Consider the following 26,100-nt stretch of genomic DNA (forward strand, 5'->3'; position numbering starts at 1 on the left):
CCAGAATTTTCTCTTATTTTATCTGTACACCTTTTTGACCTGAATCGACTAAGATGATTCCATTGAAAAAGCATCTCTTATTGAATTCATTATAACGTGAATTTAACAAGAGATGCTTTTTTGTTTTAAATTATTGGGTCAGTTTCTTTATTCTATTTTGTGTATATTGGATTGACTTTGATCGCTCCTTGCAAAATGAGGGAGCAAACAAAAGTCTTTTAGAATTTCAAGAAACGTCTCATTGAAATAATTGAACCTAATGAACCGATGATCACACCGATACCAACCATCAATAGATTGATTTTCCATACAATATCTTGAGGATGGATCATTGAATAATGTGAACGTAAAAGTGTTGGGTTCAGTGCTTGGAATGCTTGATCATAACCAAATGTGATGATCAATACAGGAATGATTGCACCAATCAAACCGATCCAGCCACCTTCTAAAAAGAATGGCCAACGAATATAGCCGTTCTTAGCACCAACCAGTCGCATGATTTGGATTTCTCTTTGACGTGAAAGGATGGTGATCCGGATCGTATTGGAGATCAAGAACATAGCAATGAATAATAACAACGCAGCAGCAGCTAATCCCCAAGTACGAACAGCGCTAGCAATCTTAAGTATCCTATCGGAAGAGGTTCCACCATAATCTGCTCGCGAAACATTTGCTAGCTTAGCAGCAGCTTCTGATACCTCTTTGGTATGGGATGGATCAGTAGTACTAACAACATATACGTCATATAAAGGATTATTGTCTCCTTCAAAAAGACTCCATGAGTCACCCATCGCATTTTGGATTTTTTTCAGTTCTTGTGCTTTACTTGAAAATGTCACATTTTTTACGTGATCGATTTCTTTTAACTCACTTTCGAGTTTTTTCATATCTTTCTCATTTGTACCAATATCGATGAAAACTGAAACTTCTACATTTCCTTCGATGTCTTCAGCAATTTTGGTTGCATTCATGATGACTGCCATAAATAAACCAACTAAAGTCAATGTGATCGTTACAGCACTGACTGAAGCAACTGTCATCCAGCCATTACGCTTCAAACTTTTGATACTTTCTAATATGTGACGGAAAAAGGTTCTAATCATCGTATCCATATTCCCCTTCCGCTTGGTCACGAATGATCCGACCATTTTCAATGGCGATTACCCGGTGACGAATTGTATTAACGATCGTACTGTTATGGGTTGCCATAACGACCGTCGTTCCTTGAGCATTGATCCGATCCAGTAATTTCATGATTTCCCATGAGTTTTCGGGATCCAGATTTCCAGTAGGTTCATCTGCAATCAGTACTTTAGGCGTATTGACGATTGCTCGTGCAATCGAAACCCGTTGCTGTTCCCCACCAGATAGTTCACTTGGAAATACACGGACCTTGTGTTTCAATCCCACTAAATCTAATACTTCCATGACACGTTTTTTGATATCTCGAGGCTTACGCCCGATAACTTGCATCGCATAAGCAACATTTTCATATACTGTTTTTCTTGGGAGTAACTTATAATCTTGGAATACTACGCCGATCTCTCTGCGCAGATAAGGAACCTCACGATTTTTGATTTCTAACAAATCATGTCCAGCAACATTCAGTGTTCCTTTTGTAGCTTTTTCTTCTCGATACATCAATTTGATGAATGTAGATTTACCAGCCCCCGATGGACCAACTACATAGACGAATTCTCCCTGATCGATAACAACCGAAAGATTTCGGATTGCAGTCGTACCATTTGAGTACTTCTTCATTACATCCTTCATTTCAATCATGGCGTTCTCTCCATATCTTTTTCAGTCTTTTACCATTATAGCATGGTAATGTTTCATCTTGCTTTCAAAATCTTACAATTTTATGTCATTTATCATTTATCTTCAACTAATCAAAGATGCATCTTTAAATAACCATCGATAAAGATATCTAGGTCACCATCCATTACCGCTTGGACATTCCCAGTTTCAACATTCGTACGATGATCCTTGACCATTGAATATGGATGGAAAACATAAGAACGTATCTGTGATCCCCAGCCGATTTCTTTTTGTTCTCCTCGCAAAGTGGCAGCTTCTTGTTCTTTCTTTTCCACTTCAAGTTGGTAAAGTTTCGCTTTCAGCATGCCCATTGCTTGTTCTCTATTCTTCAATTGTGACCGTTGCGCTTGACTGGCAACTACCGTACCTGTAGGAAGATGGGTGATCCGTACAGCTGATTCTGTTTTATTGATATGCTGTCCGCCCGCACCACTTGCTCGATACGTGTCGATTTTCAAATCATCGGGATTGATTGCAACATCGATCGTTTCGTCTAGTTCTGGCATGACATCTACTGAACAAAAGGACGTGTGACGACGCTTCGCCGAATCAAATGGCGAGATCCGTACAAGTCGGTGCACACCCTTTTCTGATTTTAGATATCCGTAAGCATTATGGCCTTTGATCAGCAAGGTGACACTTTTGATTCCAGCTTCATCTCCTGCTTGATAATCAAGAGTTTCCACCTGATAGCCATGTTGTTCCGACCATCTAGTATACATACGTAAGAGCATGCTTCCCCAGTCTTGCGATTCTGTACCACCTGCTCCTGGATGCAACTCAATAATTGCGTTATTCCGATCATACGGTCCATCTAACAGCATCGCTAATTCATAGGTTTTCATTTTTTCATCTAATGTTTGCAGTCTTTCTTCTGTTTCTTGCTGCATTTGTGCATCTGGTTCTTCTTGCAGCATCTCCACCATCAACTCTAATTCTTCCAATTCTTCTGCTAATGCGTTGAATTGGTCATAGGTTTCTTTGTTCGCGTTATTTTCGTTGATTACTTTCTGAGCGGCTTCACTATCATCCCAGAATCCAGGTTCCGCCATTTTAGCTTCTGCTTCAGCGATATCTTCTTCTAATTGGTCTAAGTCAAAGAGACCTCCTGAAACTTGTGACCTTTTCTCGCATTTCAGATAATAGGTTGCGAATCTCTGAAATTTCCATATTTATCCCTCTTTCTTTTGACTACAATTTATTTTAAGTATCTTTAGTTTACCAGAATCGTTTCTTAACAGAAAGAAGGTGAGTCAATTCTTAATCAAAAAGAACCGATCTCACCAACTTTACTGTCAAAAATTAGTTTTCATCTTTTCCATGACAGTTTTTATATTTTTTTCCGCTTCCACAAGGACATGGATCGTTTCTGCCTACTTTGTTCACATGCACTGGTTGTTTTTTCGCATTTGTATTGCTATTTTCTTTTGCGTCACCAGTTGTCGGTTGAACTGCTTCGCCTTGTGATACTTGTTCACGTTGCACATTTTGACGAATTTCTGCCTTCATAAAGATACGTGTAACTTCATATTCGATGGCTCCGACCATGTCTTCAAACATTTTGTAGCCTTCTGTTTGATATTCAACTAATGGATTATTTTGTCCATAGGCGCGCAGACCGATTGATTGACGTAACTGGTCCATCGCATCGATGTGATCTGTCCATTTTGAATCGACCACTCGCAGAATCACTACTTTTTCAAATTCAAGCAATTGTTCAGGACCGTTCAGTTGAGCGGCTTTTGTATTGAAGATCTCCTGTGCTAATTCATTCAAGTATTCTTTGATTTGTTGTGGTTCTTTTCCTTTTAGATCGTCAACAGAGATGCTATCTTCATGGACAAGTGTACTACCAGCGAAATCAGCGATCCCTTCCAGATTCCAATTTTCTTTTTCTAATTGTGTATGCGCATCGACGACACGACTGATCGTGCGTTTGACCATGTTCATCAATGGTTTAGAAAGGCTCTTTTCTTCCATGATGACTTCTTGACGTTGTTTATAGATCACTTCACGTTGTTCACGCATTACATCGTCGTATTGCAAGACGTTTTTACGTGTATCGTAGTTATTTCCTTCTACGCGTTTTTGAGCAGATTCAACTTGCTTAGATAGCATTTTGCTTTGAATCACAGCATCTTCTTCACCAATCTTCATACGGTCCAAGAATGCTTTGATACGTTCAGAACCAAATCGTTTCATCAAATCATCTTCCAATGAAAGATAAAATTGAGACATCCCTGGATCCCCTTGACGACCAGCACGTCCACGCAGCTGATTATCGATACGTCGAGATTCATGACGTTCTGTCCCGATAACGGCTAAACCACCTAATTCGCGAACACCAAGACCAAGCTTGATATCTGTTCCTCGTCCAGCCATATTGGTTGCGATCGTAACTGCGCCTTTTTGACCGGCGTTCATGATGATTTCTGCTTCTTTAAAGTGATTTTTCGCATTCAAGACTTCATGAGGAATCCGTTCACGATTCAATAGATCAGAAAGCAGTTCAGAGGTTTCGACTGCGACAGTACCTACTAGTACAGGCTGCCCTTTGCGGTAACGATCTTTGATATCTTGGACGACTGCATGAAACTTACTTGTCAATGTAGGATACAATAGATCTGCTCGGTCATCACGAATAACTGGGCGGTTGGTTGGTATTTGGAAAACTTGGATGTTATAGATTTCTCTAAATTCTTCTTCTTCCGTTTTTGCTGTACCTGTCATTCCTGAAAGTTTTTTATACATACGGAAGTAATTTTGGAAGGTGATCGTAGCCATTGTTTTGGTTTCGTCTTCGATCTCTACGCCTTCTTTTGCTTCGATTGCTTGATGCAATCCATCTGAATAACGACGTCCATCCATGATACGTCCTGTAAATTGGTCAACGATCAATACTTTGCCTTCTTGAACAACGTAATCGATATCCAAGAGCATGATATAGTTTGCCCGTAACGCTTGGTCAAGATGGTGTGTCAATGCTGTATTCTCAATGTCATATAGGTTTTTTAAGCCGAAAGTTTCTTCTGCTTTTTCGATTCCTGCTTCTGTTAAACTGATGGTCTTAGACTGAACATCGATTTTATAATCTTCTTCTTCCTTCAATCGTTTGACAAAATTGTCAGCTCTTGTATACAAAGCAGTTGATTTTTCTGCTTGTCCTGAAATGATCAACGGTGTTCTTGCTTCATCGATCAAAATGGAGTCTACTTCATCGACGATTGCATAGTTCAATGGACGTTGAACCATTTGATGACGGTAAACGACCATATTGTCCCGCAAATAATCGAACCCTAATTCGTTATTCGTACTGTACGTGATGTCACAAAGATAAGCTTCACGTTTTTCATCTGCTGATTTTGAATTGATGTTCAATCCTACCGTCAAGCCTAAGAAATTGTATAGTTCTCCCATTTCTGTGGAGTCACGAGTTGCCAAATATTCATTGACTGTAACAACGTGTACCCCTTCTCCAGTCAATGCATTCAAATAAACTGGCATAGTGGCAGTCAACGTCTTCCCTTCACCAGTACGCATTTCAGGAATGTTCCCATCATGAAGGACGATCCCACCCATTAATTGGACATGGTATGGGTATAAACCTAAAACACGTTTTGCCGCTTCACGAACGACCGCAAATGCTTCAGGTAATAATTGATCTAATGTTTCACCTTTTTGATAACGAGCTTTGAATTCAGCTGTTTTTGCTTGTAATTGTTCATCTGTTAATGCTGCCATTTCGTCAGCGTGGGCTTCGACTTTTTTGGCAATGCTATCTAAACGTTTTAGTTCTTTTTTATCATTTTCGATAATCGAACGAATAAAATTGGCCATACGTTGTGTAATCTCCTTTTTTACATATATTATCCAGACTATGTAGACTATACCTTCCATTTTAGCATTAGTCACTAGTAATTGAAATATCTTAAGACGATTAAAGTGAGAACTTCATAATTAATTCATATTTCCTCATCTTAGAAAAAGTGAAAAAAGACTCGCAACACCCCTTTTAAGAGTGCTGCAAGTCAATTTTTACTGATTTAGTTGTTATTTATCAATCTGTTTCGATTAAACCGTATTTTCCATCTTTACGACGGTAAACGATACTTGTACCGTTTGTGTCCGCATCTTCAAAAATGAAGAAATTATGACCCAACATGTTCATTTGTAAAACCGCTTCTTCACTATCCATTGGTTTCAATGACAAGCGTTTCGTACGAACGATATCTAATTCAGAATCACTTTCATTTCCATCAGCTTCATTATTGAATAAAACCGCCGCATCTGCTGCATTGATTCCTTTTTCGCGAGATTTACGGTTGATTTTTGTTTTGAATTTGCGGATTTGACGTTCCAATTTATCAACGACCAAATCGATACTTGCATATAGATCTGGTGAAGTTTCTTCGGCGCGTAATACAAGATAAGGTAATGGAATGGTTACTTCCACTTTCGCTGTTTTTTCAGTATAAACTTTTAAATTTACATGGGCTGTAGCATCTGGTGCGTCACTGAAGTAACGTTCTAATTTTCCTACTTTTTTCTCAACGTAGTCCCGAATCGCTTCAGTCACTTCGATATTTTCACCGCGTACATTATATCTAAACATAAAAATTACCCCTTTCGTCTACCACAATCAAGAAGGAGAAGGACCACTCTTTCCCTCTTCTTAATACTATTATATCGAACTCTAATGTATTTGCAAACTAAATCGCTATCAATTCCATCAGTTTCTAATATTTATTTATCGCGCTAAAGAATACGTCCGGATTTTCTTTGGTTGATGAGGCAAAAGGCAACTGGCTACATGAAATAACGTCTGCCCAGTCGTATAAACATCATCGATCACAAAAATAGTTTTCCCCTTTATTCCAGACGGATCGACCTTAATACCAAATAGTTGGATGCTGGCTAATCGCTCATTTCTTGTTTTTTTTGCTTGTGGGTTTGAGTGATGGATACGAGTCACTAACATCTGATAATCAACCTCCGCTGCTACTAGCATTTCACTCACTTGATTGAAGCCTCTCTCAGCTAATCGTTCGTTTGATAGAGGAACTGGACAAAAAATGGCTTCTGGGTGTTGCTTTTGTAAATTTTTCCAGTAAGTAGCGAATGTTCCTGAAAGGCGGATATCTCCCATAAACTTATACTGATTCAACCATTCTTGAAAGGCAGGATCGTACACAAAAAAAGCTTGATGGACAAAATCATAATCAGGAAACTTGTTTTGCCATGTGAAACAATCCTGACAGATCTTACTCTTCTCCGTGATCTGCTTTGTGCAACGCGGACATCTTCCTTGTTCAGGAATTTGCTGAAACAACGCAGTACAATCACTGCATAACTGCGGAACTTTTTTTACTCGCCAAAAAAGTTCCTTGATGCTTAAGTCGTGTATCAAACGGCAATGACAATAGCAACATTTCATTTTTGACCTCGCAATCTTTTGCCTTGCTTATTCATCTCTTTAATTTCGCGACAAGCTTGGATAATAGCTGTTGTTTTTTCTTCATAGAAAAAGTACACTTCACTATTTGAAAAAGCACCTTTTCTGTCTGCTCTTCCAGCGATCTGTACCAATGAGGATTTTGTAAATACACGATGATCCGCCCCTAAAACGACCACTGAGACTTTTTCAAAAGTCACACCTCGCTCAAGAATCATCGTTGTCAGTAGGATATCATACTTTTTTTCTCGCATTTTTGCCACTTTCGCTATGCGATCTGGATCGCGAGCAGAAGCATCTGCTATTCTATAATCTGGCATTTTTTCCATCAAAAGTCGTGTCAAGTGTTCCATGATCTCGATGCTTGGACAAAAAAGCAATACATGATTTTGTGCCAATAACTGTTCAAGTTTGCGTATCAAAGGGCGGACCTTCTTCTCTGACAGACATTTTTTCTGCCAAGCATTCCAAAAAAATAGCTTTGGTTCAGGAAGTAATCGCTGGTGGAAACGCAAAGGCAAACGGTGTATTTGAAACGCCATACGGATTTCTTTTAATAAACGTTCAGCCGGCGTAGCACTTAAATAGATAAATCTACCTGTTGGCTTGATCGCAGTTTGCACAGCAAAGGAAAGTCCTTGATCGTCTGCATAAGGAAATGCATCCACTTCATCGATCACAACCAAATCAAAGGCTTGATAAAAACGGTAAAGTTGATGTGTCGTGCAAATCACAAATGGGCTAAATCGGTAAGGTAGCTTTGTTTTTCCATGAAGCAGCAAAATATTTTCTTCTGGAAATACTTTATCAAAGCGGAGAAATAATTCATTGCAGACATCCACTCTTGGCGAAGACAAGACGACTCTGCTACCCATCTTTAAGGTTTTCATCACTATTTCATAGAGCATTTCCGTTTTTCCTGCCCCAGTGACTGCCCAGATCAAATGATGCTGTTTCGCTGGGCTGTTGACGATAGCATCTGAAATCGTTTTTTGCAAAAAGGTTAGTTGGCTAGTCCAAGCAAATGCAACGGAACGTTTTGGTAATGACGGCTGACAAAACAAAAATAACTGCTGGCTACTATCACAACGTCCCAAAAATAGACAATGGGTACAATAATAAAGGTTCTCAGTTAATCGACAGTTCTTTTTTCGGTTTCTTGTCCCACAGCGACCGCAGATGAGCCAATTTTTTTCCAAAACAACTGCTGGGACTTTTTTATAGGGAATCGTTTGAAAAGACGGTTCTTCCATTTCGTTCAGTTCTCTTGTGAGTAATCGCCTCCCGTAAAGCTTAGTATTTACTCGGATCACCTCCCATAACTAAATATGCCAAAACGAGAGGATTATAAAAAAAGAGCGTGGGACAAAAGTGAGAAACACTTTTGTCTCATGCTTTAAAAACAAATAAACGGTGGGAGCAGAAGCAAACACTCCTCCAGACCTGCCAATTTATTATTTAGACTCGATCAAACGAAGCGCTTGTTGCAATACTTTTTCGCCATTCATCAGACCGTAATCAGCCATATTGATGATATCTAACGGAATCCCCTTTGGTTCTAACCGCTTTTCAAAGTCAGCTTTCATAAAACGAACTTGTGGCCCTAATAATAGAACATCTACCTCTTTTGAGGCTAAATGATTATCTGCATCAGAAGCGGGGATACTGCAAAAATATCTGTGTCGATTCCTTCTTCTTCGGCAGCCTTTTGCATTTTTGTTACAAGTAAGCTGGTACTCATCCCAGCTGAACACACGAGCATGATTGTTTTCTTTGTCATTTTACTCTCTCCTTTTTACAAAGCAAGCGTTTTCTTTTCGCCTGTGTGCCTATTATACAAAATAGAAAGAGAATGTCAACGGTTTCTTAAAATTTCATTCAATCAAATAACCAACTTGATTTAACTAGCTGATTAAAAACAACATATTCCTTTTTTAGATTGATTACCACTACTTCGTAACCAGCATTTATCCAACCATATGCACCTTTTTCAGGATGCTTATAATCATTCGCCCACCAATCAGTACTTTGTCTGGCAGATTTAGGGAGGCCATAACTGGGAAAGAGCAGTTCATCGATTTGAGTAAATGTCAGAGTAATTTGCGAGCCGCCATTGTTTTTTAAATATTGCGTAATGGCATCATATTTTTTTGTACGTTCTTTCATCCCCATCTCACCTCTCTCCTTTTATTATCGCACACTCTTCTGATTTCGCAAGCGTTATAAATGTTGAAACAATGGACTGAATTCATTATACTTTTACTATTGACTGTAATGTGAAAGAGGTGAGTACCATGCTTCATAGTTATCAAACGATCAAAGAAGACGGACAGAGTGAAATCGAAATCAAAAAATCACGTTTCATTTGCTCTCTCAAACGAGTCACAAGTGAAGAAGAAGCAAAAGATTTTATTCAAGCAATAAAAAAAGAACATTGGAAAGCAAATCATCATTGTAGTGCATTCGTGATCGGAGAAAAAAATGAGATCCAAAGAAGCAGTGACGATGGCGAGCCAAGTGGAACGGCTGGTGTACCGATGTTGGAAGTGCTGAAAAAAAATGAACTGATCAATGTTATAGCGGTCGTTACCCGCTATTTCGGTGGTACAAAACTTGGTACTGGGGGGCTGATCAGAGCGTATACGCATGCCGTTTCACATGCTTTAGAAGAGATTGGGATCGTAAAAGGGACCTTGCAACAAGAGATTTCCGTTCATATCACCTATCCTCAATTAGGCAAATTAGAAAACTATCTTACACTCAATCAGCTAACGATCAAAGAAACGAATTATACAGATAAAGTGACTGTAGTTTGTTTGGTCACAGAAGATAGCGTGGCTTCTTTTAAAGAATCCCTCATTGAGTTGATGAACGGTCAAGTCTCATTTACCGATGGTGCTGTTTCTTATCATGAACAACTGATCAATAAATAAGTCAAGTGACCCGTTTGTTGTTTGTCGACACTCAAAAAATGAATAGCGTAGGCCAAATCTAAAAACCAGTTTTGTTATAGACTCCAATTCCCAATAAACGATGTCCAAAAGTCATTTTTTTCGGAAATTTCAAAAAAGAGGCTAGAACAGAAATGTTTAACTCCTTCCACTTGATCCTTGAAGTTAAATACCTCTGTTCTAGCCTCTATCCAATAGATGTCCTGCTACTATTTTTCTAAATAAAATTCAAAACGATTGCCTACATACTGCGTACGTACATACTCGAATGGCGTGCCGTCTTCAAAATAAGAGATTTGTCTCAAACGCAACACCGCATCACCTCTTTTGATCTCCAAATACTCAGCGATCTTTTCAGATGCTAACACAGCTGTGATGGTTTGATTTGCTGCCCCGATCTTATTTCCGCTTTTTTCTTCAAGCGTTCGATAAAGCGACTCGGTTATTTCAGCTTTGCTGTATGCATCGATGATTTTTTGAGGAACACTTGCTACTTCAAAACAGATTGGAATATCATCTGCGTAACGAATACGTTCCATACGTAAGATCGTGTCTTCTTTTTGCAGATTCAATTTTTCCATCTCACTAGAGCTAGGAGATGTCAAAAAATAAGAAATCGTTCGACTGGAAGGTACTCGGTTCTGTGATTCCATGATTTCAGTGAAACTTGTCGCACCTGTCATCTTTTCTTGTACTTTTTTACGCGCGACATATGTACCTGAACCGATTTTTCTTTCTAAGATCCCTTCATCAGCTAGATTCTGAATCGCTTGTCTCAAAGTCATTCGACTGACATTGAATTTTACAGCTAATTCTCTTTCAGAAGGAAGACGATCACCGATTTTCCAGATGCCCTGTTCGATTTCACTTTTGATCTGATCATGAATTTGTATATATACTGGTAATTGATTCGACATATCGTATACCCGTCCTTTCGTTTCTTCTATTATAACTGGTATATACCTGATTCACAACCGAAAAGAGTACCACTTCTAGCTAAATCCCCTCTTTTTTGCAATCTTTCGATGATCTTGGCTTTTCCCCCAAAAAAGGAACAATACAAAAAACGTATTGTTCCTTTTTCTCTCCAATTTCTCAAACCTAAACGACTTTTGTCTCGACCTCTTCTCGAAACGGTGGGAGCAGAAGCAACTCCTTTTGAATTAAGTCGAAACCCATCTAAAGCTAAAAAGCAATTTTCATGAATCCCTACTTATTTCTCTGGGTTGAACGCTTCTGTCTTAGCCTCACCCTCACAATAGAACTGTTTCAAAAAATATTTTTTACTATTCAGAAGTAGAAATGTACGCTCACGCTTTCTGTTTCTCCAACGTTTTATTTGCTGTTGCCATCATCAAACGGATACGATTCAACTGGTTGACGATGGATACACCTGGATCATAATCGATGGCTGCGATATTCGCATTAGGGTAGCGGTGACGTAATTCTTTGATCACTCCTTTGCCCACGACATGATTTGGTAAACAGCCAAAAGGTTGCATGCAGACGATATTATGCACATCATTTTTTAGCAATTCGATCATTTCACCAGTCAAGAACCACCCTTCACCTGTATGGTTCCCGATTGAAAGGATCTGGCTAGCATCTTTCGCCAAGTCATCGATCGATTGGATTCCGTCAAAACGTTCAGATTTGCGCAATGCTTTATCCATTGGTTTTTCGATCCATTCGATCATTTTGATTGCAAATTGAGCAAGTAATTTACTTTGTTTTGACATTCCAAGTTGTTCATACTTCCAAATTTGGTTATACAACGAATAGTTCATAAAACCGATGATGTCTGGAACGACTGCTTCAGCACCTTCTGCTTCTAATAGTCGAACGATATCATTGTTCGCTGTAGGTGAGTATTTCACTAAAATTTCGCCAACTACGCCAACTTTGGGTTTCTTTTCAGAAGAAATCGGAACGGTATCGAACGCTTGGATGATTTTTTTCATGTTGCTGTTGAATAAAGTGATTGAACCGTTACGCACATTCTTTTCTACTTTTTTCAGCCACTCTTGATACAATCGATCGATACTGCCTTCTTCCAATTCATAAGGGCGTGTGCGATAAACGACTCTTTCGAAGAGATCCCCATATAAAAAGGCAATAGCTACACGTTTAAGCATAGGCAAAGTAAACTTAAATCCTGGATTAGACTCTACCCCTTGATTTCCCATTGAGATAGAAACAACGGGGATTTGTCCAAAGCCAGCATCATTCAATGCTTTACGTAAAAGTGGGATATAGTTCGTTGCTCGGCAGCCTCCGCCAGTTTGTGTCATCATGACGCTTGTATTTTCCAAATCATACTTGCCACTTTCAAGTGCTTCAACTATCTGACCAATCGAAATGATTGCAGGGTAACAAGCATCATTGTTGACGTACTTCAAGCCAACATTGATTGCTTCATTGTCTTCTGCTGGTAGACACACCACATGATATCCAGAAGCATTTAGTGCAACATCCACTAAACCTGATTGATGGATCGGACTAAGCATCGGTAATAACAGTGTATGTTTTTCCTTCATTTCTTTCGTAAAAGTAATTTTTTCAGGTTCTTCAAACCGTTTTACAGGTTCAAATTGTCGTTTTTCTCGTTCATTTACTGCGGCTTTTAGTGAACGTAACCGGATCCTGATGGCACCTAGATTCGATCCTTCATCAATTTTAAGCACCGTGTAGATCTTGCCATATTGATCCATGATCTCTTCCACTTGGTCTGTTGTGACCGCATCGATCCCACAACCAAATGAGTTTAGTTGAACCAATTCAAGATTTTTCGATTTTGCGACTACCCTTGCAGCTGCATATAAACGTGAATGATAGACCCATTGATTGACCACACGAAGATTTCCTACATCCCCTAGATGAGAAATACTATCCTCCGTCAAAACATGAAATCCTTCTTGTGTGATGACTTCAGCGATCCCATGATTGATTTCTGGATCTAAATGGTACGGTCTGCCAGAAAGAACAATTCCTCGTTGGTTTTTCTGGTTCAACATAACTAACGTTTCTTCACCTTTTTGTTGAATATCTCGTTTAAAAGAATCGAGTTCTTCATAACCATGATGCAAAGCTGTTGCTACTTCTTCTTCTGTGAAACCAAAATCAGAAAATGTCTGATGTAGGACTTTTGCAACAGACGCTTCGTTTGCTAAGTTCAGAAAAGGATTGCGATAATCTACTTTGCCTGCGCGGATATCATCGACATTATTGCGGATGACATCTGGATAGCTTTGTACGATCGGACAATTGAAATGATTGTCTGCACCCGCAAATTCAGGACGTTCAAAGATGACCCCTGGATAAAAGATTCTTGAGACACCCGAGTCAATTAGTGCTTGGATATGACCATGTGTCAATTTAGCTGGGTAACAAGCCGTATCACTAGGAATTGTTTCCATTCCTTGTTCATACAGTTCTTTGTTTGAACGAGGAGATAAAGTTACTCTAAATCCTAGATCAGAAAAGAATGTATGCCATAGTGGATAATTTTCATACATATTCAGTACACGAGGTATCCCGATCGTTCCATTGACAGCTTCTTTTTTTCGAAGTGGACGGTACTTGAACAAACGACGGTACTTATAATCGACTAAGTTGACCTTTTTAACTTCTTTTTTGATTTTGATACGTGCGCCGCGTTCACAACGATTTCCTGTAATAAAACGTCGTCCATCAGAAAAAAGAGTGACAGTTAACATACAATTGTTTTCACAAAGACCACAATGAGTGAATTCTTTTTCAGAAGTAAATTGAGCCAATTCTTCTAAAGAAAGAATCGTACTTTCATCACCAATCTCGTAATCTTCCAGTGCAATCAAAGCAGCTCCATAAGCCCCCATCAGACCTGCAATGGATGGACGAACGACTTCTCTGCCACTAATCATTTCAAATGCACGTAACACAGCTTCATTATAAAAAGTGCCACCTTGGCAAACGATTTTTTCTCCAAGTTCTTCTGGTCTTCTTACTTTGATTACTTTATATAATGCATTTTTGATAACTGAATAAGAAAGTCCTGCAGAGATATCACCTACAGATGCCCCTTCTTTTTGTACTTGTTTTACTTTTGAGTTCATAAAAACAGTACAACGTGAACCTAGATCAACTGGTGCTTGCGACTCGACTGCTGCTTGCGCAAAACTTCTTACGTCATATTTCAAAGATTTGGCAAATGTTTCAATAAAGGAACCACAACCTGAAGAACAAGCTTCATTTAGCTGAATCGAAGATAACACACCTTCTTTGATAGTCATAGCTTTCATGTCTTGTCCGCCGATATCTAAAATAAAGTCAACACCTGGTTGAAAGAAATTTGCAGCTTTATAATGTGCCATTGTTTCAACTTCACCAATATCGACTTTGAGTGCATTCTTGATCAATGCTTCACCGTACCCAGTGGCAGCTGCTTTTCCGATATAGACATCTTCTGGTAACTGTTCATAAAGGTCTTTTAAAACTGCCATCGTTGTTTCCAAAGGCTGGCCTTCATTATTGCCATAAAAAGAAAATAAGATATCGCCATCTTCATTTATCAAGACTACTTTTGTTGTAGTTGATCCTGCATCGATGCCTAAAAATGCAACACCGTGATGTTCAGAAAGTTTTTTTTCTGAAGCCTGTGCTTTTGCATGTCTTTGACGAAATTGAGCAAGTTCATTTTCATCTTTAAATAAAGGAGTCAATGTCTTGGAAGGATTTAATTGGGCTTGGTTCCCATTTTCTAACGTGTCAATGAGTTTCGCCATTGTGGTTGGCTCAGCTTCTTCTGCATAAAATGCTGCGCCCATCGCCACAAACAATTGCGGATCTTCTGGGAAAATGACATCTTCTGGGGCTAGATTCAACGTATCGATGAATCGTTGACGAAGTTCAGACATGAAGTAAAGCGGTCCACCTAAAAATGCGACTTTCCCTTTGATTTTACGACCAGCTGCAAGTCCAGCAATGGTTTGATTCACGACAGCTTGAAAGATACTCGCTGCTATATCTGAACGATCAGCACCTTCATTGATCAGTGGTTGAACATCCGTTTTTGCAAAAACGCCACATCTCGAAGCGATCGGATAAATTTGTTGGTAATTTTTAGCTAATTCATTGACTCCATTTGCATCTGTTTTAAGTAAAGAAGCCATTTGATCAATAAAAGCTCCCGTGCCTCCTGCACAACTACCATTCATCCGCTGTTCCAAAGAACCTTCAAAAAATGTGATTTTCGCATCTTCACCACCTAATTCGATTGCGACATCTGTCTCCGGTATGATTTCCTCTACCGTTCGTGTACAGGCAATAACTTCTTGAACAAAGGGGATATCTAACATCTCTGCTAATCCCATTCCACCCGATCCTGTGATTGCAATCGAAAGAGGCTGCTCAGCAACCAACTTTTGCGCTTCTCTCAATGTTTGTAACGCTGCTTTTTTGACATCTGAGTAATGTCGTTCATACTTAGAATAAATCGTCTTTCCTTGTTCATCTATTACAATTAATTTGACGGTCGTCGAACCGACATCGATCCCCGCTTTTAAACTCATATTTTCTCCCACTCTCTTTTAACGGACACCTTGTTGAATATATAACAAATTGTCTGTTATACTACTTATGTATATTTTAGGTACCTTTTTAAGTTTTTGCAATAAGCAAACTATCGCAGTTTGTGAGATAAGCAACAAAAGAATGTGAAATGTCGAAAAATAAGCGAGGAAATTTTATGGGGAATAAAACAGATCTTCGAGTAAAGCGCACCCACAAAATGATTGTGGAAGCTTTTGTCCGCTTACTAGAAAAAGAAAAAAATTATGAATCAATCACGATCCAAGCCATCGCAGATGAAGCGATGATCAATCGAGCAACTTTTTATGCCCATTTTAAAAACAAAGAAGATCTTTATGAACAGATCTTTGATATTGCCATTGAAGTTTTTATGTCTGTTTTGGATTTAGAACCATTAGTTGATGGTAATCGAATCAAGTTGAACCATATCATTCGTGCATTAACAACGATCTATGTGAATATCCAGAAAAATAAAGTGCTTTTCTTAACTACGATGGATGGATCATCGATTGAATTATTTCGAAAAAAATTGGAAATGTTTCTGTATGATAAATACGCAAGTATTTTTAACAACTTACAAATCAAAGAGAGCCAATTAGAAGTTCCAATCGATTTCATCACGGAATATATGACTTCTATTTTTGTTGGTACTCTTCATTGGTGGATCACAAGTGACACAGATATGACACCCGAAGAACTTGCCGCATTAGTCGTTAAATTAGTCGGTAACGGACACTTGACTGTCCTAGGAATCGAAGTCGTTAAATAACAAAATCTCTAGAAATCAGTAAAAAAGAAGATTTCTAGAGATTTTTGTTATTATTAGCGGTTTTTTGATAGCCATTTTTTCGTATGGTTCGTGGGGCGTTTAGATGTTATCTGTACAGCTTTATCAGATTTTTTTGGAAAATGGACTTCCACATTGTATTTTTCTGATTTCATTAAATCATAGATCTTTTCTGCAGTTTCATCAACTTTTTCTTTCCATCTCATTTTTCCTGCCTCCATTTCTATCTTCTATACTTACTCTAGCTTAAATTGGCAGAATCTTCAAGAAACAAGGTGTTTTTTGCAAAAAAAAAAGAGCGATTCTCAATGATCACTCGTAAAAACTGGGGTAGCTGGATTCGAACCAACGCATGAGGGAGTCAAAGTCCCTTGCCTTACCGCTTGGCTATACCCCAATGAATGGAGGAGAGTGGATTCGAACCACTGAACCCTAAGGAACGGATTTACAGTCCGTCGCGTTTAGCCACTTCGCTACTCCTCCAAAAGGTCTGTATCAACCTGACTTAGTTATAATACCTAATTTCCCAGATTTTTGCAACCCTTTATTGAAAATTTTTTTGATATTTTTTTAGTCATGCAGATTCCAGTGACGAATCACTGTTTCTATCGCATTTTCAAGGGTTTTTTCTTTGCCAAAATCTTCTTCCCCAAAGAAAATCTCAAATTCTTTTGGTCCATAAGCTAAAATTTCACCGATCAATTTTTTGCCTATAAATAACTGTGTGACCTCATATGTTTTTCCATTGATATTCTTTTTTACTTCTTCAATACGAACTACTATATCTTTATTCTTTTTTGACATCTTTTTCCCACCTCCATGATAGTTTATCATATTTGAAGGGGGAATACATCGTCTGCGCCCAAAAGACTTTTTCCCCCAGCAAATTTGTTACGAATCTCCTCTTGCTGTTGCAAAAAAATTAGCTGATGCCCCGATTAGATTCGCCTCATTTCGGTAATCGCATAGCAAGAGTTGAGGATCAAAATCATTCAATTCATAGCGAGTGGTCAATTGTTTCATCCGTTGATTCAATTCTTTAAGCAAGTCTTTTTTTGCTGAGATACCGCCACCTATGATAATTGCTTCTGGATCAAAAGTAAATTGGATACTGAATAGCCCTTTCGTCAAATAATCGTAAAAACGATCGACTTCTTCTTTAGCGATCTGATCGCCTTGTTCAGCTAATGCAAATACTTCTTTTCCGCTATAGGCCGTTTTTGCTAGGCCTTTTCGTTCACAGTATCGCCAAGCCATGCTTACCGCAGTTCCCAGCTGACTAAATGTTTGATTGTTGTCTAATAACATCAGCCCGAATTCCCCACCGTATAGATGGGCCCCTTTATGGATCTTCCCATCCATGAACACTGCTCCACCGACACCTGTGCCAATCACCACAAATGCTACATTTTGATATGCTTTTGCTGCTCCTTCGTAAAATTCTGCCATCCCTGCACAATTTGCATCATTTTCGATCGTCACAGGTAAACAAAACAATTGCTCTAACTCTTCAAAAATATTGAATCCATGGATATAAGGAATGGCACTGATTCCTTCAATCCTTTGTTTCTCATTGTTCACTACACCTGGTGAACTGATGGCTATCCCTTCGATGCTCAAAGTAGCTGATAATGAGTCATATATCTGGTATAAATCCGTTTTCATTTTTTCCCAAGTATCGGGAGTTGGAAATTGTCCAGTTCCCTCAAGTGATACGCCATTCCAATATCCATATTTCACTGCAGAACCGCCAAAATCAAAAGCTAAAATTCCCATGCTCGTCTGTTCTCCTTTTTTGCTTACTACGTCTATTGTAAAATATCCTGCACCTTTTTGAAAGCACTTTATTTTTAGATCATCAGTTCCAAAGTGACTTGATCACGTAGCAACTCCCCATTTTCATAGATGGGTTCAGGATAGTTTTTGACAAAATAGTCGATATCCCTAGAAACTTCCACAAATCCAACTTTTTTATAAAGATGGAGGGCAGCAGACGACACACTACCTGTCCGAATGATTATTTTATTTTGGGCGTTTTTACCCTCTCTAAGGTGTTTGATCGCGTGAAGCAATAATTGACGGCCAATTCCTCTTCCTTGCTCGCTAGGGGCAACAGCAACGTTCATGATCTCATATTCTGTCTTTCTAGTATCGTACACGATGACCCCTTTTATTTCATCAGCTACTTACCAAACAAAGCCGGAGCCCATATCTACATACATTTGGATTTTTTCTTTATCAGGATCTGCATCTAATAATAGCTCCCATGGAAGATGCTGCTTATCTAATGTGGTGAACATACCGTCTCCTTACTATTTTTTATAGTGTGGCATTTCCTTATCCTTTTTATTCCTTGTCAATTGGAATTTTAAAGGCACGTGATCGATACCACCTTTGACGAACGGATGACAGCGTAAAATGCGTGCTGTCCCCATCAGTGTCCCTTTCATCGCTCCATGCGACTGGATCGCTCGGATCATGTAATTTGAACAGGTAGGTTAATAACGGCAACTAGGAGGAAATGCAGGGGAGATAAAGCGCTGATAAAAGCGAACGAGCCCAATCAACATTTTTTTCATATTCTTTCCTCCATTTCTTTTCTACTTCAATAAAAAGCGGAGACAAAAGTAGCGAACCTCAAAGAACAAGAAGGAACTTTCACTAACTGAGTTCATGATCTTTGAGATCTTCGTTCATTTCCGAAGAAATTACTTCTGTCCTCGCTATTTAGTCTAATTTAATAAGGGGAATACAGGTGGTCTTTACTCAACCTTTTTTTGCCTAACTTTATTTAGGACGAACGAAACAAAGGGTTGCTTAAAATAGCTATATCAGCGATTTTAAGAACCCTCTTTTTTACTTTAAAACGAACAATGTAAGATCAGTCTTCAACTAAAAAAATCTCGAATATGAAGCCATAAGCTTGGTTGAAAAACTTTAAGCGGATTGCCTTCACCAATCACTCCGTACCCGATCATCGTACCGGCAATAAAAAGGAGAATCAATAATAAGACAACGAGCAGTATCTTGACCAAGCTGACTAAAATATAGCGTTGTGTACTCATCTAACCACGTCCTTAAGCAATCGTTTGTGCTGTCTTATCAGCAGTTACTTGGTTACTCTCAACACGTTCAACATCCGCACCTAATTGTTGCAATTTGATATGGAAGTTATAATAGCCACGATCTAAGTATTTTAGATTACGAACACGTGTGATCCCGTTTGCTTTCAAGCCAGCTAATACTAAAGCTGCTGCTGCACGCAAGTCAGTTGCATACACTTCTGCACCTTGTAACTCATGGTTTCCATCCATGATGGCTACATTGCCGTCGATTTTTACATGTGCATTCATTCGACGCATTTCTTCTAAATGTTGGAAACGATTTTCAAAAACTGTTTCCGTCACCATGCTTGTACCTTCAGCAACTAATTGGATTGCTGTCATTTGTGCTTGCATATCTGTAGGAAATCCAGGGTGAGGCATTGTTTTTACATCTGTAGGCAAGATATGTTTTGGTCCAATGACACGGATCCCGCCTTCTTCTTCAGTGATCTTAGCACCCATTTCGATCAATTTAGAGATCAATGGTCGGTTGTGTTCTGAGATAGCGTCAGCGATCAAAACATTTCCTTCAGTCATTGCAGCGGCTACCATGAATGTGCCTGCTTCAATACGGTCTTGTACGATTGAATGTTTCACAGCATGAAGATGTTCAACACCTTCGATACGCATCGTTTCTGTTCCAGCACCGTAAACATTGGCGCCCATTTTATTTAAAATATTGGCAAGGTCAACGATTTCTGGTTCACGTGCTACGTTTTCAATGATTGTTGTTCCTTTTGCTTTTACAGCTGCCATCATGATATTTTGAGTTGCTCCAACACTAGGAAAGTCCAAATAGATCGTGTTACCGATCAATTGATCTGCAATAGCTTCGATATAGCCGTTCTTTTGGATGATTTTAGCTCCTAATGCTTGGAATCCTTTTAGGTGCAGATCAATTGGACGTTTACCAATTGCACATCCTCCTGGCATAGCTACTTTCGCATGACCATTTCTTGCAAGCAATGGTCCCATTACAACGATCGAAGCACGCATTTGGCTAACATATTCATAAGGTGCTTCAATTTCTAACTGTCTTGAGGCATCAAGTGTTACTTGATTCATTTCTTCATCAAACGCTACATCGACATTTAAATGACGAATCACTTGATTCATCGTGAAAACGTCAGAAAGAATAGGAACATTATTTAATACGGTTGTTCCCTCTTCTGCCAATAAACTAGCAGCTAAAATAGGTAAAACCGCATTTTTAGCTCCTTCGATTTTTACTGTTCCATTTAATTGATTGCCACCTTTTACGATGATCTCTTCCATGTTGTTCCCCCCAAAAAATTCCAATGAGCTACAGTTGCTCAAAATCTTTTCTATTATATCATTTCTTCTTTTAAAATAGTACCTTTTTTTAAAATAATAGGCTAACGAAAAGGTTGCGACACAAAGCGATGATCTCTAAGAAAAAATTACTCGCCGTATACCCTAAAAAAATAGAAAAAAGTACAATCGTCATGCGAATCTGTGTATTATGCATCGCTCTAAAAAAGGTTTCGATGCGCAAAGAACGTAAAGACCAAAAAGCTAAATAAATGAATGCTAAGTGGCTAACAATTCGGATAATCGCATCAATTCCGTATACTTGCATAGCTACGTCCTTTCTAACAATTGTTTTTTTACGATAACTAACAAAACGATGATACCATAAATTGGAAGAATAGAGAAATTATTGATTGCAAAAAGTATAATTTTTTTGTTTTTTTCTTGACAAATTTCAAGAAATGAATGTGGGACAAATCTAAAAATCAAGTTTGCCACAGACTCTAATTCCTAATAAACGGTGTCTAAAAGTCAGGTTTTTCGGAAATTTCAAAAAAGAGCATGGTGAACATATAGAAAGACGTTTATCCAATACTTTACATCTCATGTTACTTTTCTTTTAAATAAAAAAAGAACGTGGACAAAAGTAACAAATACTTTTGTCCACGTTCTAATACGAATAAACAATCAGAGCAGAAAACACTTGGAAAAGCAATCTGAAATTCACAAAATCTAAAAAATCGAGTTTCGCAATTTTCTTCTTGATCCCTTAGCACTCCTGTCTCGATTATTTATGACTATGAATGTTTTGAAACCTTGATTCGGTTGATTGCACGATGCAAAGCAACGGTTGCACGTTTCAATTCATTTGTATCTTCTTTTTCTTTTGCTTCTTCAATTTGTCGTTCCGCACGTTGTTTTGCTCTTTCCGCACGAGAAACATCGATATCACGTTCACGTTCCGCACTATCGGCTACGATAGAAACAACGTTATCACGTACTTCCATGATCCCGCCATTTACTGCGATCCAGTCGACATGCGTATCGGAGTCAGTTCTTTTTATACGAACTTCATCGATCGTTAAAGGAACGATTATGGGCGCATGTTTAGGTAGAATACCGAGTTCGCCGGCTGTTGTGCGTGCAACTACGATCGCTGCATGGTGATCATAGACCAAACCGTCAGGAGTAACCACGTTAACTGTTAAATATTGATCCATGGGGCACCCCTTTCTAGTAGCCTAGTTTTTTCGCTTTTTCTACGACGTCTTCGATTCTACCAACACTACGGAATGCTTCTTCAGGAAGGTCATCGTATTTACCTTCTAAGATTTCGCGGAATCCTTTGACAGTTTCTTCAACTGGTACATATGACCCTGGAAGACCTGTAAATTGTTCTGCTACGTTAAAGTTTTGTGACAAGAAGAATTGAACTCTACGTGCACGAGAAACTAAAACTTTTTCTTGGTCAGATAATTCATCCATCCCTAAGATAGCAATGATATCTTGTAATTCACGGTAACGTTGTAAGACATGCTGTACTTCCGTTGCTACTTTATAGTGTTCTTCTCCGACGATTTCTGGAGCAAGCGCACTTGATGAAGAAGCGAGTGGATCTACGGCTGGGTAAATCCCTTGTTCTGTCAATTTACGTTCCAAGTTCGTTGTTGCATCTAAATGGGCAAATGCTGTTGCTGGCGCTGGGTCAGTATAGTCATCGGCTGGTACATAGATTGCTTGGATTGAAGTGATTGAACCTTTTTTCGTTGAAGTGATCCGTTCTTGTAATTGACCCATTTCTGTTGCTAGCGTTGGTTGGTACCCAACGGCAGAAGGCATACGACCTAATAGGGCAGAAACTTCTGAACCGGCTTGAGTGAAACGGAAAATATTATCAATAAACAATAGCACGTCTTGCCCTTCAACATCACGGAAGTATTCAGCAATCGTCAAACCAGTCAAGGCAACACGCATACGTGCACCTGGTGGTTCGTTCATTTGACCAAACACCATGGCTGTTTTTTCAATAACTCCTGAATCTTTCATTTCATAATAAAGGTCATTACCTTCACGTGTACGTTCACCAACACCAGTAAATACAGAAATACCACCGTGTTCTTGAGCGATATTATGGATCAATTCTTGGATCAATACAGTTTTACCTACACCGGCACCACCGAATAATCCAACTTTCCCACCTTTTAAGTAAGGAGCAAGCAAGTCAATAACTTTGATCCCAGTTTCAAGGATCTCAGTACTTGTACTTAACTCATCAAAGTTTGGTGCTTTTTTATGGATTTCGCTACGTTTTGCATCTTCTGGGAAAGGTGCAGATAAATCGATCGTATCTCCTAATACATTGAATACACGACCTAACGTTTCTTTACCCACTGGTACAGAAATTGCTTTTTCTGTATCAATGACTTCCATTCCGCGTTGTAAACCATCTGTTGATTCCATCGCGATTGTACGGATGACACCGTCACCTAATTCTAGCGCTGTTTCAAGAACAACTTTCGATTTCTTCTCATCATTTTTATAAACAACTAAAGCGTTGTTGATATCTGGTAAGGATTGGTCTAAAGAAAATTCCACGTCGACAACGGGACCGATTACTTGAACAATCTTGCCTGAACTCATCTTTTTTCCTCCAATCTTAATACTATTCTAGTGCCGAAGCTCCGGCAACAATTTCGGTAATTTCTTGGGTAATAGCCCCTTGTCTTGCACGGTTATAAGAAACCGTTAGATCATCGATGATCGTTGCGGCATTATCCGTTGCTGTCTTCATAGCTGTCATACCGGCAGCATGTTCTGCTGTCTTGGCATCAACGATTGCACCATAAATCAAGCTATCTGCATATTGAGGTAACAATTGAGCCAAGATTTCTTCTTTTGATGGTTCAAAAATATATTCTTGTTCAAAGGTTATTGCTTCCTCAGGGTCTAAATCAGAAATCGGCAGCATTTTTTCTACCCGAAATTGACTAGTTAGTGAATTGATATGATGGTTGTAACATACATACAATTCATCAAATACTTCATTTTGATACATAGTTGTTGCCATTCCTACGATCTTGCGAACTTCATCAAAACTTGGTTGGTCAGATAAATTACGCAATTCGTAAGCTAAATTGATTCCTCTTGCTTTGAAGAAGTCTGCACCTGTTCCGCCGATTGCGATCATTACGTAATCGTCAGGTGATTGGTGATCTTCTTCTAAAATGGACATCGTTTGCTTCAAGATCGAGCTATTATAGCCACCAACTAAACCACCATCCGCAGTGATCACGATGTACCCCGTCTTCTTCACTGGTCGACTGATCAACATACTGTTGTAGTTGATGTCTCCACGAGGATTGTCTGAGGCGATATCGTTTAATTGCGTTGCGGTCAAATGGGTCACGATCTCTCTAACTTTGTTTGCATAGATCTGAAACTTCTGAGAAGAAGCTTCAGATTTTGTTAGTTTAGAGGCGGAAACCATTTGCATTGCGCGCGTGATTTGACTGGTTTTCTTAGTTGAAGCGATCCGAGTCTTGATTTCATTTAATGAAGCGCCCATTCATCTCACCTCACTATGCATTTTGAATGGATTTCAATTTGTCTTCTGTTGAAGAAGAATTACCTTTTGACGCCAAAAAGATATCTTTATATTCTTGGATCGCAGTATTCAAAGCTTCTTCTTCTGGAAGATCCTTCGTTGTACGAATCGTTTCAAAAATATCTGAATGGTTATTATCTAGATATTCAAATAATTCATGTTCAAAATCTAAAATACTATCAACAGGGATACTATCTAAGAATCCATGTGTCAAAGCATATAAGATGACTACTTGTTTTTCAACAGCAAGTGGTGCATGAAGTTTTTGTTTCAAGATTTCAACTGTACGGCGACCACGATTTAATTTTGCTTGTGTCGCAGCGTCTAAGTCAGAACCGAACTGTGTAAATGCTTCTAATTCACGATAACTTGCTAAATCAAGACGTAAAGTTCCGGCAACTTTTTTCATTGCTTTGATCTGTGCAGAACCACCTACCCGAGAAACGGATAACCCAGCGTCAACAGCTGGTCGAGTTCCGGCATAGAACAAGTCGCTTTCCAAGAAGATTTGTCCGTCAGTGATCGAGATAACGTTTGTTGGAATGTATGCAGAGATATCTCCAGCTTGTGTTTCAACAAATGGTAAAGCAGTCATTGAACCGCCACCCAATTCATCACTCAATTTAGCTGCACGTTCTAACAGACGTGAATGTAGGTAGAAAACATCCCCTGGATATGCTTCACGACCTGGTGGACGACGCAATAGTAATGAAAGTTCACGATAAGCAACGGCTTGTTTTGATAAATCATCAAAGATGATCAAAACATGTTTTCCATTGTACATGAATTCTTCACCCATAGCAGTCCCTGCATAAGGAGCGATATAAAGTAATGGAGCTGGTTGTGATGCTCCAGCATTCACGACGATCGTATAATCCATCGCACCATATTTTTTCAATGTTTCTACTTGTGTACGAACAGTAGAATCTTTTTGACCGATTGCAACATAGATACAGATCATATCTTGACCTTTTTGGTTAAGGATCGTATCGATTGCAATTGATGTTTTCCCTGTCTTACGGTCACCAATGACTAACTCACGTTGACCACGACCAATTGGAACTAAAGCATCGATTGCTTTTAATCCCGTTTGCATTGGTTCATTAACAGATTTACGTTGCATAACGCCTGGTGCCATTGCTTCAACTGGACGAGCCTTGTCTGTTGCAATTTCACCTAATCCATCGATTGGTTGACCTAGCGGATTAACGACACGTCCGATCAATGCGTCCCCAACTGGAACTTCCATGATCTTTCCTGTACGTTTTACTTTGTCTCCTTCACGAATGGATTCGAAATCACCAAGGATGATGATACCTACATCATTAGATTCTAAGTTTTGTGCCATTCCGTATGAGCCATTTGAAAATTCAAGCAACTCACCACTCATCGCATTTTCTAAACCATGTGCACGAGCGATTCCGTCACCAACATAAGTAACGGTACCGATTTCTTCGACTGAAAGCACGTTTTGATAATTTTCAATTTGTTCTTTAATCAAGGCACTAATTTCTTCTGCTTTGATAGCCATTCGATTCACC

Annotated in this window: 22 protein-coding genes, 2 tRNA genes and 3 pseudogenes; 2 read left to right on the plus strand and 25 right to left on the minus strand. The window is 39.0% G+C overall.

Annotation, left to right across the window (positions count from 1 at the left end):
• Positions 1-218: 218 nt before the first annotated feature.
• The 9 genes and pseudogenes from ftsX to ED2_RS00040 all read right to left on the minus strand — a co-directional run bounded on the left by ftsX (position 219) and on the right by ED2_RS00040 (position 9,439).
• The gene (gene ftsX / locus ED2_RS00005; RefSeq protein WP_279594352.1) at positions 219-1,103 is read right to left on the minus strand and encodes a permease-like cell division protein FtsX; all 885 of its coding nucleotides are present in this window, start codon (positions 1,101-1,103) and stop codon (positions 219-221) included.
• Entirely contained in the window at positions 1,096-1,782 is a 687-nt protein-coding gene (ftsE, locus tag ED2_RS00010; RefSeq protein WP_005880425.1) for a cell division ATP-binding protein FtsE, read from the minus strand. Before ftsE ends, ftsX begins: the two co-directional genes overlap by 8 nt.
• 110 nt (positions 1,783-1,892) lie before the next feature.
• A protein-coding gene (gene prfB / locus ED2_RS00015) for a peptide chain release factor 2 (protein WP_185777032.1) occupies positions 1,893-2,991 on the minus strand; the annotation gives its coding sequence in 2 pieces (ribosomal slippage) (positions 1,893-2,918 and positions 2,920-2,991; 1,098 coding nt in all).
• Positions 2,992-3,123: 132 nt separating this feature from the next.
• Positions 3,124-5,658, minus strand: coding sequence for a preprotein translocase subunit SecA (gene secA / locus ED2_RS00020; protein WP_005880429.1), 2,535 nt, complete (start codon positions 5,656-5,658; stop codon positions 3,124-3,126).
• Positions 5,659-5,878: 220 nt separating this feature from the next.
• Positions 5,879-6,433, minus strand: a complete 555-nt coding sequence (gene hpf, locus ED2_RS00025) for a ribosome hibernation-promoting factor, HPF/YfiA family (protein WP_005880431.1) — start codon at positions 6,431-6,433, stop codon at positions 5,879-5,881.
• 135 nt (positions 6,434-6,568) lie between these two features.
• The gene (locus ED2_RS00030) at positions 6,569-7,255 is read right to left on the minus strand and encodes a ComF family protein (RefSeq protein WP_016177410.1); all 687 of its coding nucleotides are present in this window, start codon (positions 7,253-7,255) and stop codon (positions 6,569-6,571) included.
• Positions 7,252-8,526, minus strand: a complete 1,275-nt coding sequence (locus ED2_RS00035; protein WP_016177409.1) for a DEAD/DEAH box helicase — start codon at positions 8,524-8,526, stop codon at positions 7,252-7,254. Before ED2_RS00035 ends, ED2_RS00030 begins: the two co-directional genes overlap by 4 nt.
• Before the next feature lie 201 nt (positions 8,527-8,727).
• Positions 8,728-9,053 (minus strand): annotated as a pseudogene (locus ED2_RS14615) (PTS sugar transporter subunit IIB).
• Positions 9,054-9,151: 98 nt separating this feature from the next.
• Positions 9,152-9,439 (minus strand): DUF7662 domain-containing protein, encoded by a 288-nt coding sequence (locus ED2_RS00040; protein WP_025479974.1) that lies wholly within the window; start codon positions 9,437-9,439, stop codon positions 9,152-9,154.
• A 128-nt stretch (positions 9,440-9,567) separates the two neighbouring features.
• On the opposite strand from ED2_RS00040, the gene ED2_RS00045 reads away from it, so the two are divergent.
• Positions 9,568-10,206: a YigZ family protein gene (locus ED2_RS00045; protein ID WP_016177407.1), complete on the plus strand. Its 639-nt coding sequence runs from the start codon at positions 9,568-9,570 to the stop codon at positions 10,204-10,206.
• A gap of 227 nt (positions 10,207-10,433) precedes the next feature.
• On the opposite strand, the gene ED2_RS00050 is transcribed toward ED2_RS00045, so the two are convergent.
• Together ED2_RS00050 and ED2_RS00055 are read right to left on the minus strand one after the other, a co-directional pair.
• On the minus strand, positions 10,434-11,141 hold the full coding sequence (locus ED2_RS00050; protein ID WP_005880442.1) for a GntR family transcriptional regulator: 708 nt from the start codon (positions 11,139-11,141) through the stop codon (positions 10,434-10,436).
• A 393-nt stretch (positions 11,142-11,534) separates the two neighbouring features.
• Positions 11,535-15,773 (minus strand): 2-hydroxyacyl-CoA dehydratase, encoded by a 4,239-nt coding sequence (locus ED2_RS00055; RefSeq protein WP_016177406.1) that lies wholly within the window; start codon positions 15,771-15,773, stop codon positions 11,535-11,537.
• Positions 15,774-15,949: 176 nt separating this feature from the next.
• On the opposite strand from ED2_RS00055, the gene ED2_RS00060 reads away from it, so the two are divergent.
• A complete protein-coding gene (locus tag ED2_RS00060) occupies positions 15,950-16,561 on the plus strand; it encodes a TetR/AcrR family transcriptional regulator (RefSeq protein WP_016177405.1) in 612 nt (203 codons plus the stop codon).
• Positions 16,562-16,614: 53 nt separating this feature from the next.
• Here ED2_RS00060 and ED2_RS15565 read toward each other — a convergent pair whose 3' ends face one another.
• The 14 genes and pseudogenes from ED2_RS15565 to atpA all read right to left on the minus strand — a co-directional run bounded on the left by ED2_RS15565 (position 16,615) and on the right by atpA (position 26,090).
• Positions 16,615-16,785 (minus strand): hypothetical protein, encoded by a 171-nt coding sequence (locus ED2_RS15565; protein ID WP_005880446.1) that lies wholly within the window; start codon positions 16,783-16,785, stop codon positions 16,615-16,617.
• Between the two features lie 119 nt (positions 16,786-16,904).
• A tRNA-Gln gene (locus ED2_RS00065) sits at positions 16,905-16,976 on the minus strand.
• 5 nt (positions 16,977-16,981) lie between these two features.
• Positions 16,982-17,062 (minus strand) — tRNA-Tyr (locus ED2_RS00070).
• 87 nt (positions 17,063-17,149) lie between these two features.
• A complete protein-coding gene (locus ED2_RS00075) occupies positions 17,150-17,383 on the minus strand; it encodes a DUF2969 domain-containing protein (RefSeq protein WP_016177404.1) in 234 nt (77 codons plus the stop codon).
• A gap of 87 nt (positions 17,384-17,470) precedes the next feature.
• Positions 17,471-18,355 (minus strand): ROK family protein, encoded by an 885-nt coding sequence (locus ED2_RS00080; RefSeq protein WP_016177403.1) that lies wholly within the window; start codon positions 18,353-18,355, stop codon positions 17,471-17,473.
• A gap of 74 nt (positions 18,356-18,429) precedes the next feature.
• A pseudogene (locus ED2_RS00085) lies at positions 18,430-18,879 on the minus strand (GNAT family N-acetyltransferase).
• 12 nt (positions 18,880-18,891) lie between these two features.
• Positions 18,892-19,158: pseudogene (gene yidD / locus ED2_RS14620) on the minus strand (membrane protein insertion efficiency factor YidD).
• A 309-nt stretch (positions 19,159-19,467) separates the two neighbouring features.
• Positions 19,468-19,644: a DNA-directed RNA polymerase subunit beta gene (locus ED2_RS14625; RefSeq protein ID WP_005878478.1), complete on the minus strand. Its 177-nt coding sequence runs from the start codon at positions 19,642-19,644 to the stop codon at positions 19,468-19,470.
• A 12-nt stretch (positions 19,645-19,656) separates the two neighbouring features.
• Positions 19,657-20,958, minus strand: coding sequence for a UDP-N-acetylglucosamine 1-carboxyvinyltransferase (murA, locus tag ED2_RS00090; RefSeq protein WP_016177399.1), 1,302 nt, complete (start codon positions 20,956-20,958; stop codon positions 19,657-19,659).
• Between the two features lie 88 nt (positions 20,959-21,046).
• Positions 21,047-21,283, minus strand: coding sequence for a DUF1146 family protein (locus tag ED2_RS00095; protein ID WP_005878474.1), 237 nt, complete (start codon positions 21,281-21,283; stop codon positions 21,047-21,049).
• A gap of 469 nt (positions 21,284-21,752) precedes the next feature.
• Positions 21,753-22,175, minus strand: coding sequence for a F0F1 ATP synthase subunit epsilon (locus ED2_RS00100; protein ID WP_005878470.1), 423 nt, complete (start codon positions 22,173-22,175; stop codon positions 21,753-21,755).
• Positions 22,176-22,188: 13 nt separating this feature from the next.
• Positions 22,189-23,595, minus strand: a complete 1,407-nt coding sequence (gene atpD / locus ED2_RS00105) for a F0F1 ATP synthase subunit beta (protein WP_005878468.1) — start codon at positions 23,593-23,595, stop codon at positions 22,189-22,191.
• Between the two features lie 22 nt (positions 23,596-23,617).
• Positions 23,618-24,520 (minus strand): F0F1 ATP synthase subunit gamma, encoded by a 903-nt coding sequence (locus tag ED2_RS00110; RefSeq protein ID WP_016177398.1) that lies wholly within the window; start codon positions 24,518-24,520, stop codon positions 23,618-23,620.
• Between the two features lie 13 nt (positions 24,521-24,533).
• Positions 24,534-26,090, minus strand: a complete 1,557-nt coding sequence (gene atpA / locus ED2_RS00115; RefSeq protein ID WP_005878464.1) for a F0F1 ATP synthase subunit alpha — start codon at positions 26,088-26,090, stop codon at positions 24,534-24,536.
• Positions 26,091-26,100 lie beyond the last annotated feature (10 nt).

Origin of the sequence: Enterococcus durans NBRC 100479 = LMG 10746 (assembly GCF_001544215.1) — a bacterium.
Classification (GTDB): domain Bacteria; phylum Bacillota; class Bacilli; order Lactobacillales; family Enterococcaceae; genus Enterococcus_B; species Enterococcus_B durans.

What these genes read in the sequence shown, in the direction of transcription:
- ftsX (WP_279594352.1), bottom strand. Translation starts at nt 1,103, where the DNA reads ATGATTAGAACCTTTTTCCGTCACATATTAGAAAGTATCAAAAGTTTG.
- ftsE (WP_005880425.1), bottom strand. Translation starts at nt 1,782, where the DNA reads ATGATTGAAATGAAGGATGTAATGAAGAAGTACTCAAATGGTACGACT.
- secA (WP_005880429.1), bottom strand. Translation starts at nt 5,658, where the DNA reads ATGGCCAATTTTATTCGTTCGATTATCGAAAATGATAAAAAAGAACTA.
- hpf (WP_005880431.1), bottom strand. Translation starts at nt 6,433, where the DNA reads ATGTTTAGATATAATGTACGCGGTGAAAATATCGAAGTGACTGAAGCG.
- ED2_RS00030 (WP_016177410.1), bottom strand. Translation starts at nt 7,255, where the DNA reads ATGAAATGTTGCTATTGTCATTGCCGTTTGATACACGACTTAAGCATC.
- ED2_RS00035 (WP_016177409.1), bottom strand. Translation starts at nt 8,526, where the DNA reads ATGGAAGAACCGTCTTTTCAAACGATTCCCTATAAAAAAGTCCCAGCA.
- ED2_RS00040 (WP_025479974.1), bottom strand. Translation starts at nt 9,439, where the DNA reads ATGAAAGAACGTACAAAAAAATATGATGCCATTACGCAATATTTAAAA.
- ED2_RS00045 (WP_016177407.1), top strand. Translation starts at nt 9,568, where the DNA reads ATGCTTCATAGTTATCAAACGATCAAAGAAGACGGACAGAGTGAAATC.
- ED2_RS00050 (WP_005880442.1), bottom strand. Translation starts at nt 11,141, where the DNA reads ATGTCGAATCAATTACCAGTATATATACAAATTCATGATCAGATCAAA.
- ED2_RS00055 (WP_016177406.1), bottom strand. Translation starts at nt 15,773, where the DNA reads ATGAGTTTAAAAGCGGGGATCGATGTCGGTTCGACGACCGTCAAATTA.
- ED2_RS00060 (WP_016177405.1), top strand. Translation starts at nt 15,950, where the DNA reads ATGGGGAATAAAACAGATCTTCGAGTAAAGCGCACCCACAAAATGATT.
- ED2_RS15565 (WP_005880446.1), bottom strand. Translation starts at nt 16,785, where the DNA reads ATGAGATGGAAAGAAAAAGTTGATGAAACTGCAGAAAAGATCTATGAT.
- ED2_RS00075 (WP_016177404.1), bottom strand. Translation starts at nt 17,383, where the DNA reads ATGTCAAAAAAGAATAAAGATATAGTAGTTCGTATTGAAGAAGTAAAA.
- ED2_RS00080 (WP_016177403.1), bottom strand. Translation starts at nt 18,355, where the DNA reads ATGGGAATTTTAGCTTTTGATTTTGGCGGTTCTGCAGTGAAATATGGA.
- ED2_RS14625 (WP_005878478.1), bottom strand. Translation starts at nt 19,644, where the DNA reads ATGAGTACACAACGCTATATTTTAGTCAGCTTGGTCAAGATACTGCTC.
- murA (WP_016177399.1), bottom strand. Translation starts at nt 20,958, where the DNA reads ATGGAAGAGATCATCGTAAAAGGTGGCAATCAATTAAATGGAACAGTA.
- ED2_RS00095 (WP_005878474.1), bottom strand. Translation starts at nt 21,283, where the DNA reads ATGCAAGTATACGGAATTGATGCGATTATCCGAATTGTTAGCCACTTA.
- ED2_RS00100 (WP_005878470.1), bottom strand. Translation starts at nt 22,175, where the DNA reads ATGGATCAATATTTAACAGTTAACGTGGTTACTCCTGACGGTTTGGTC.
- atpD (WP_005878468.1), bottom strand. Translation starts at nt 23,595, where the DNA reads ATGAGTTCAGGCAAGATTGTTCAAGTAATCGGTCCCGTTGTCGACGTG.
- ED2_RS00110 (WP_016177398.1), bottom strand. Translation starts at nt 24,520, where the DNA reads ATGGGCGCTTCATTAAATGAAATCAAGACTCGGATCGCTTCAACTAAG.
- atpA (WP_005878464.1), bottom strand. Translation starts at nt 26,090, where the DNA reads ATGGCTATCAAAGCAGAAGAAATTAGTGCCTTGATTAAAGAACAAATT.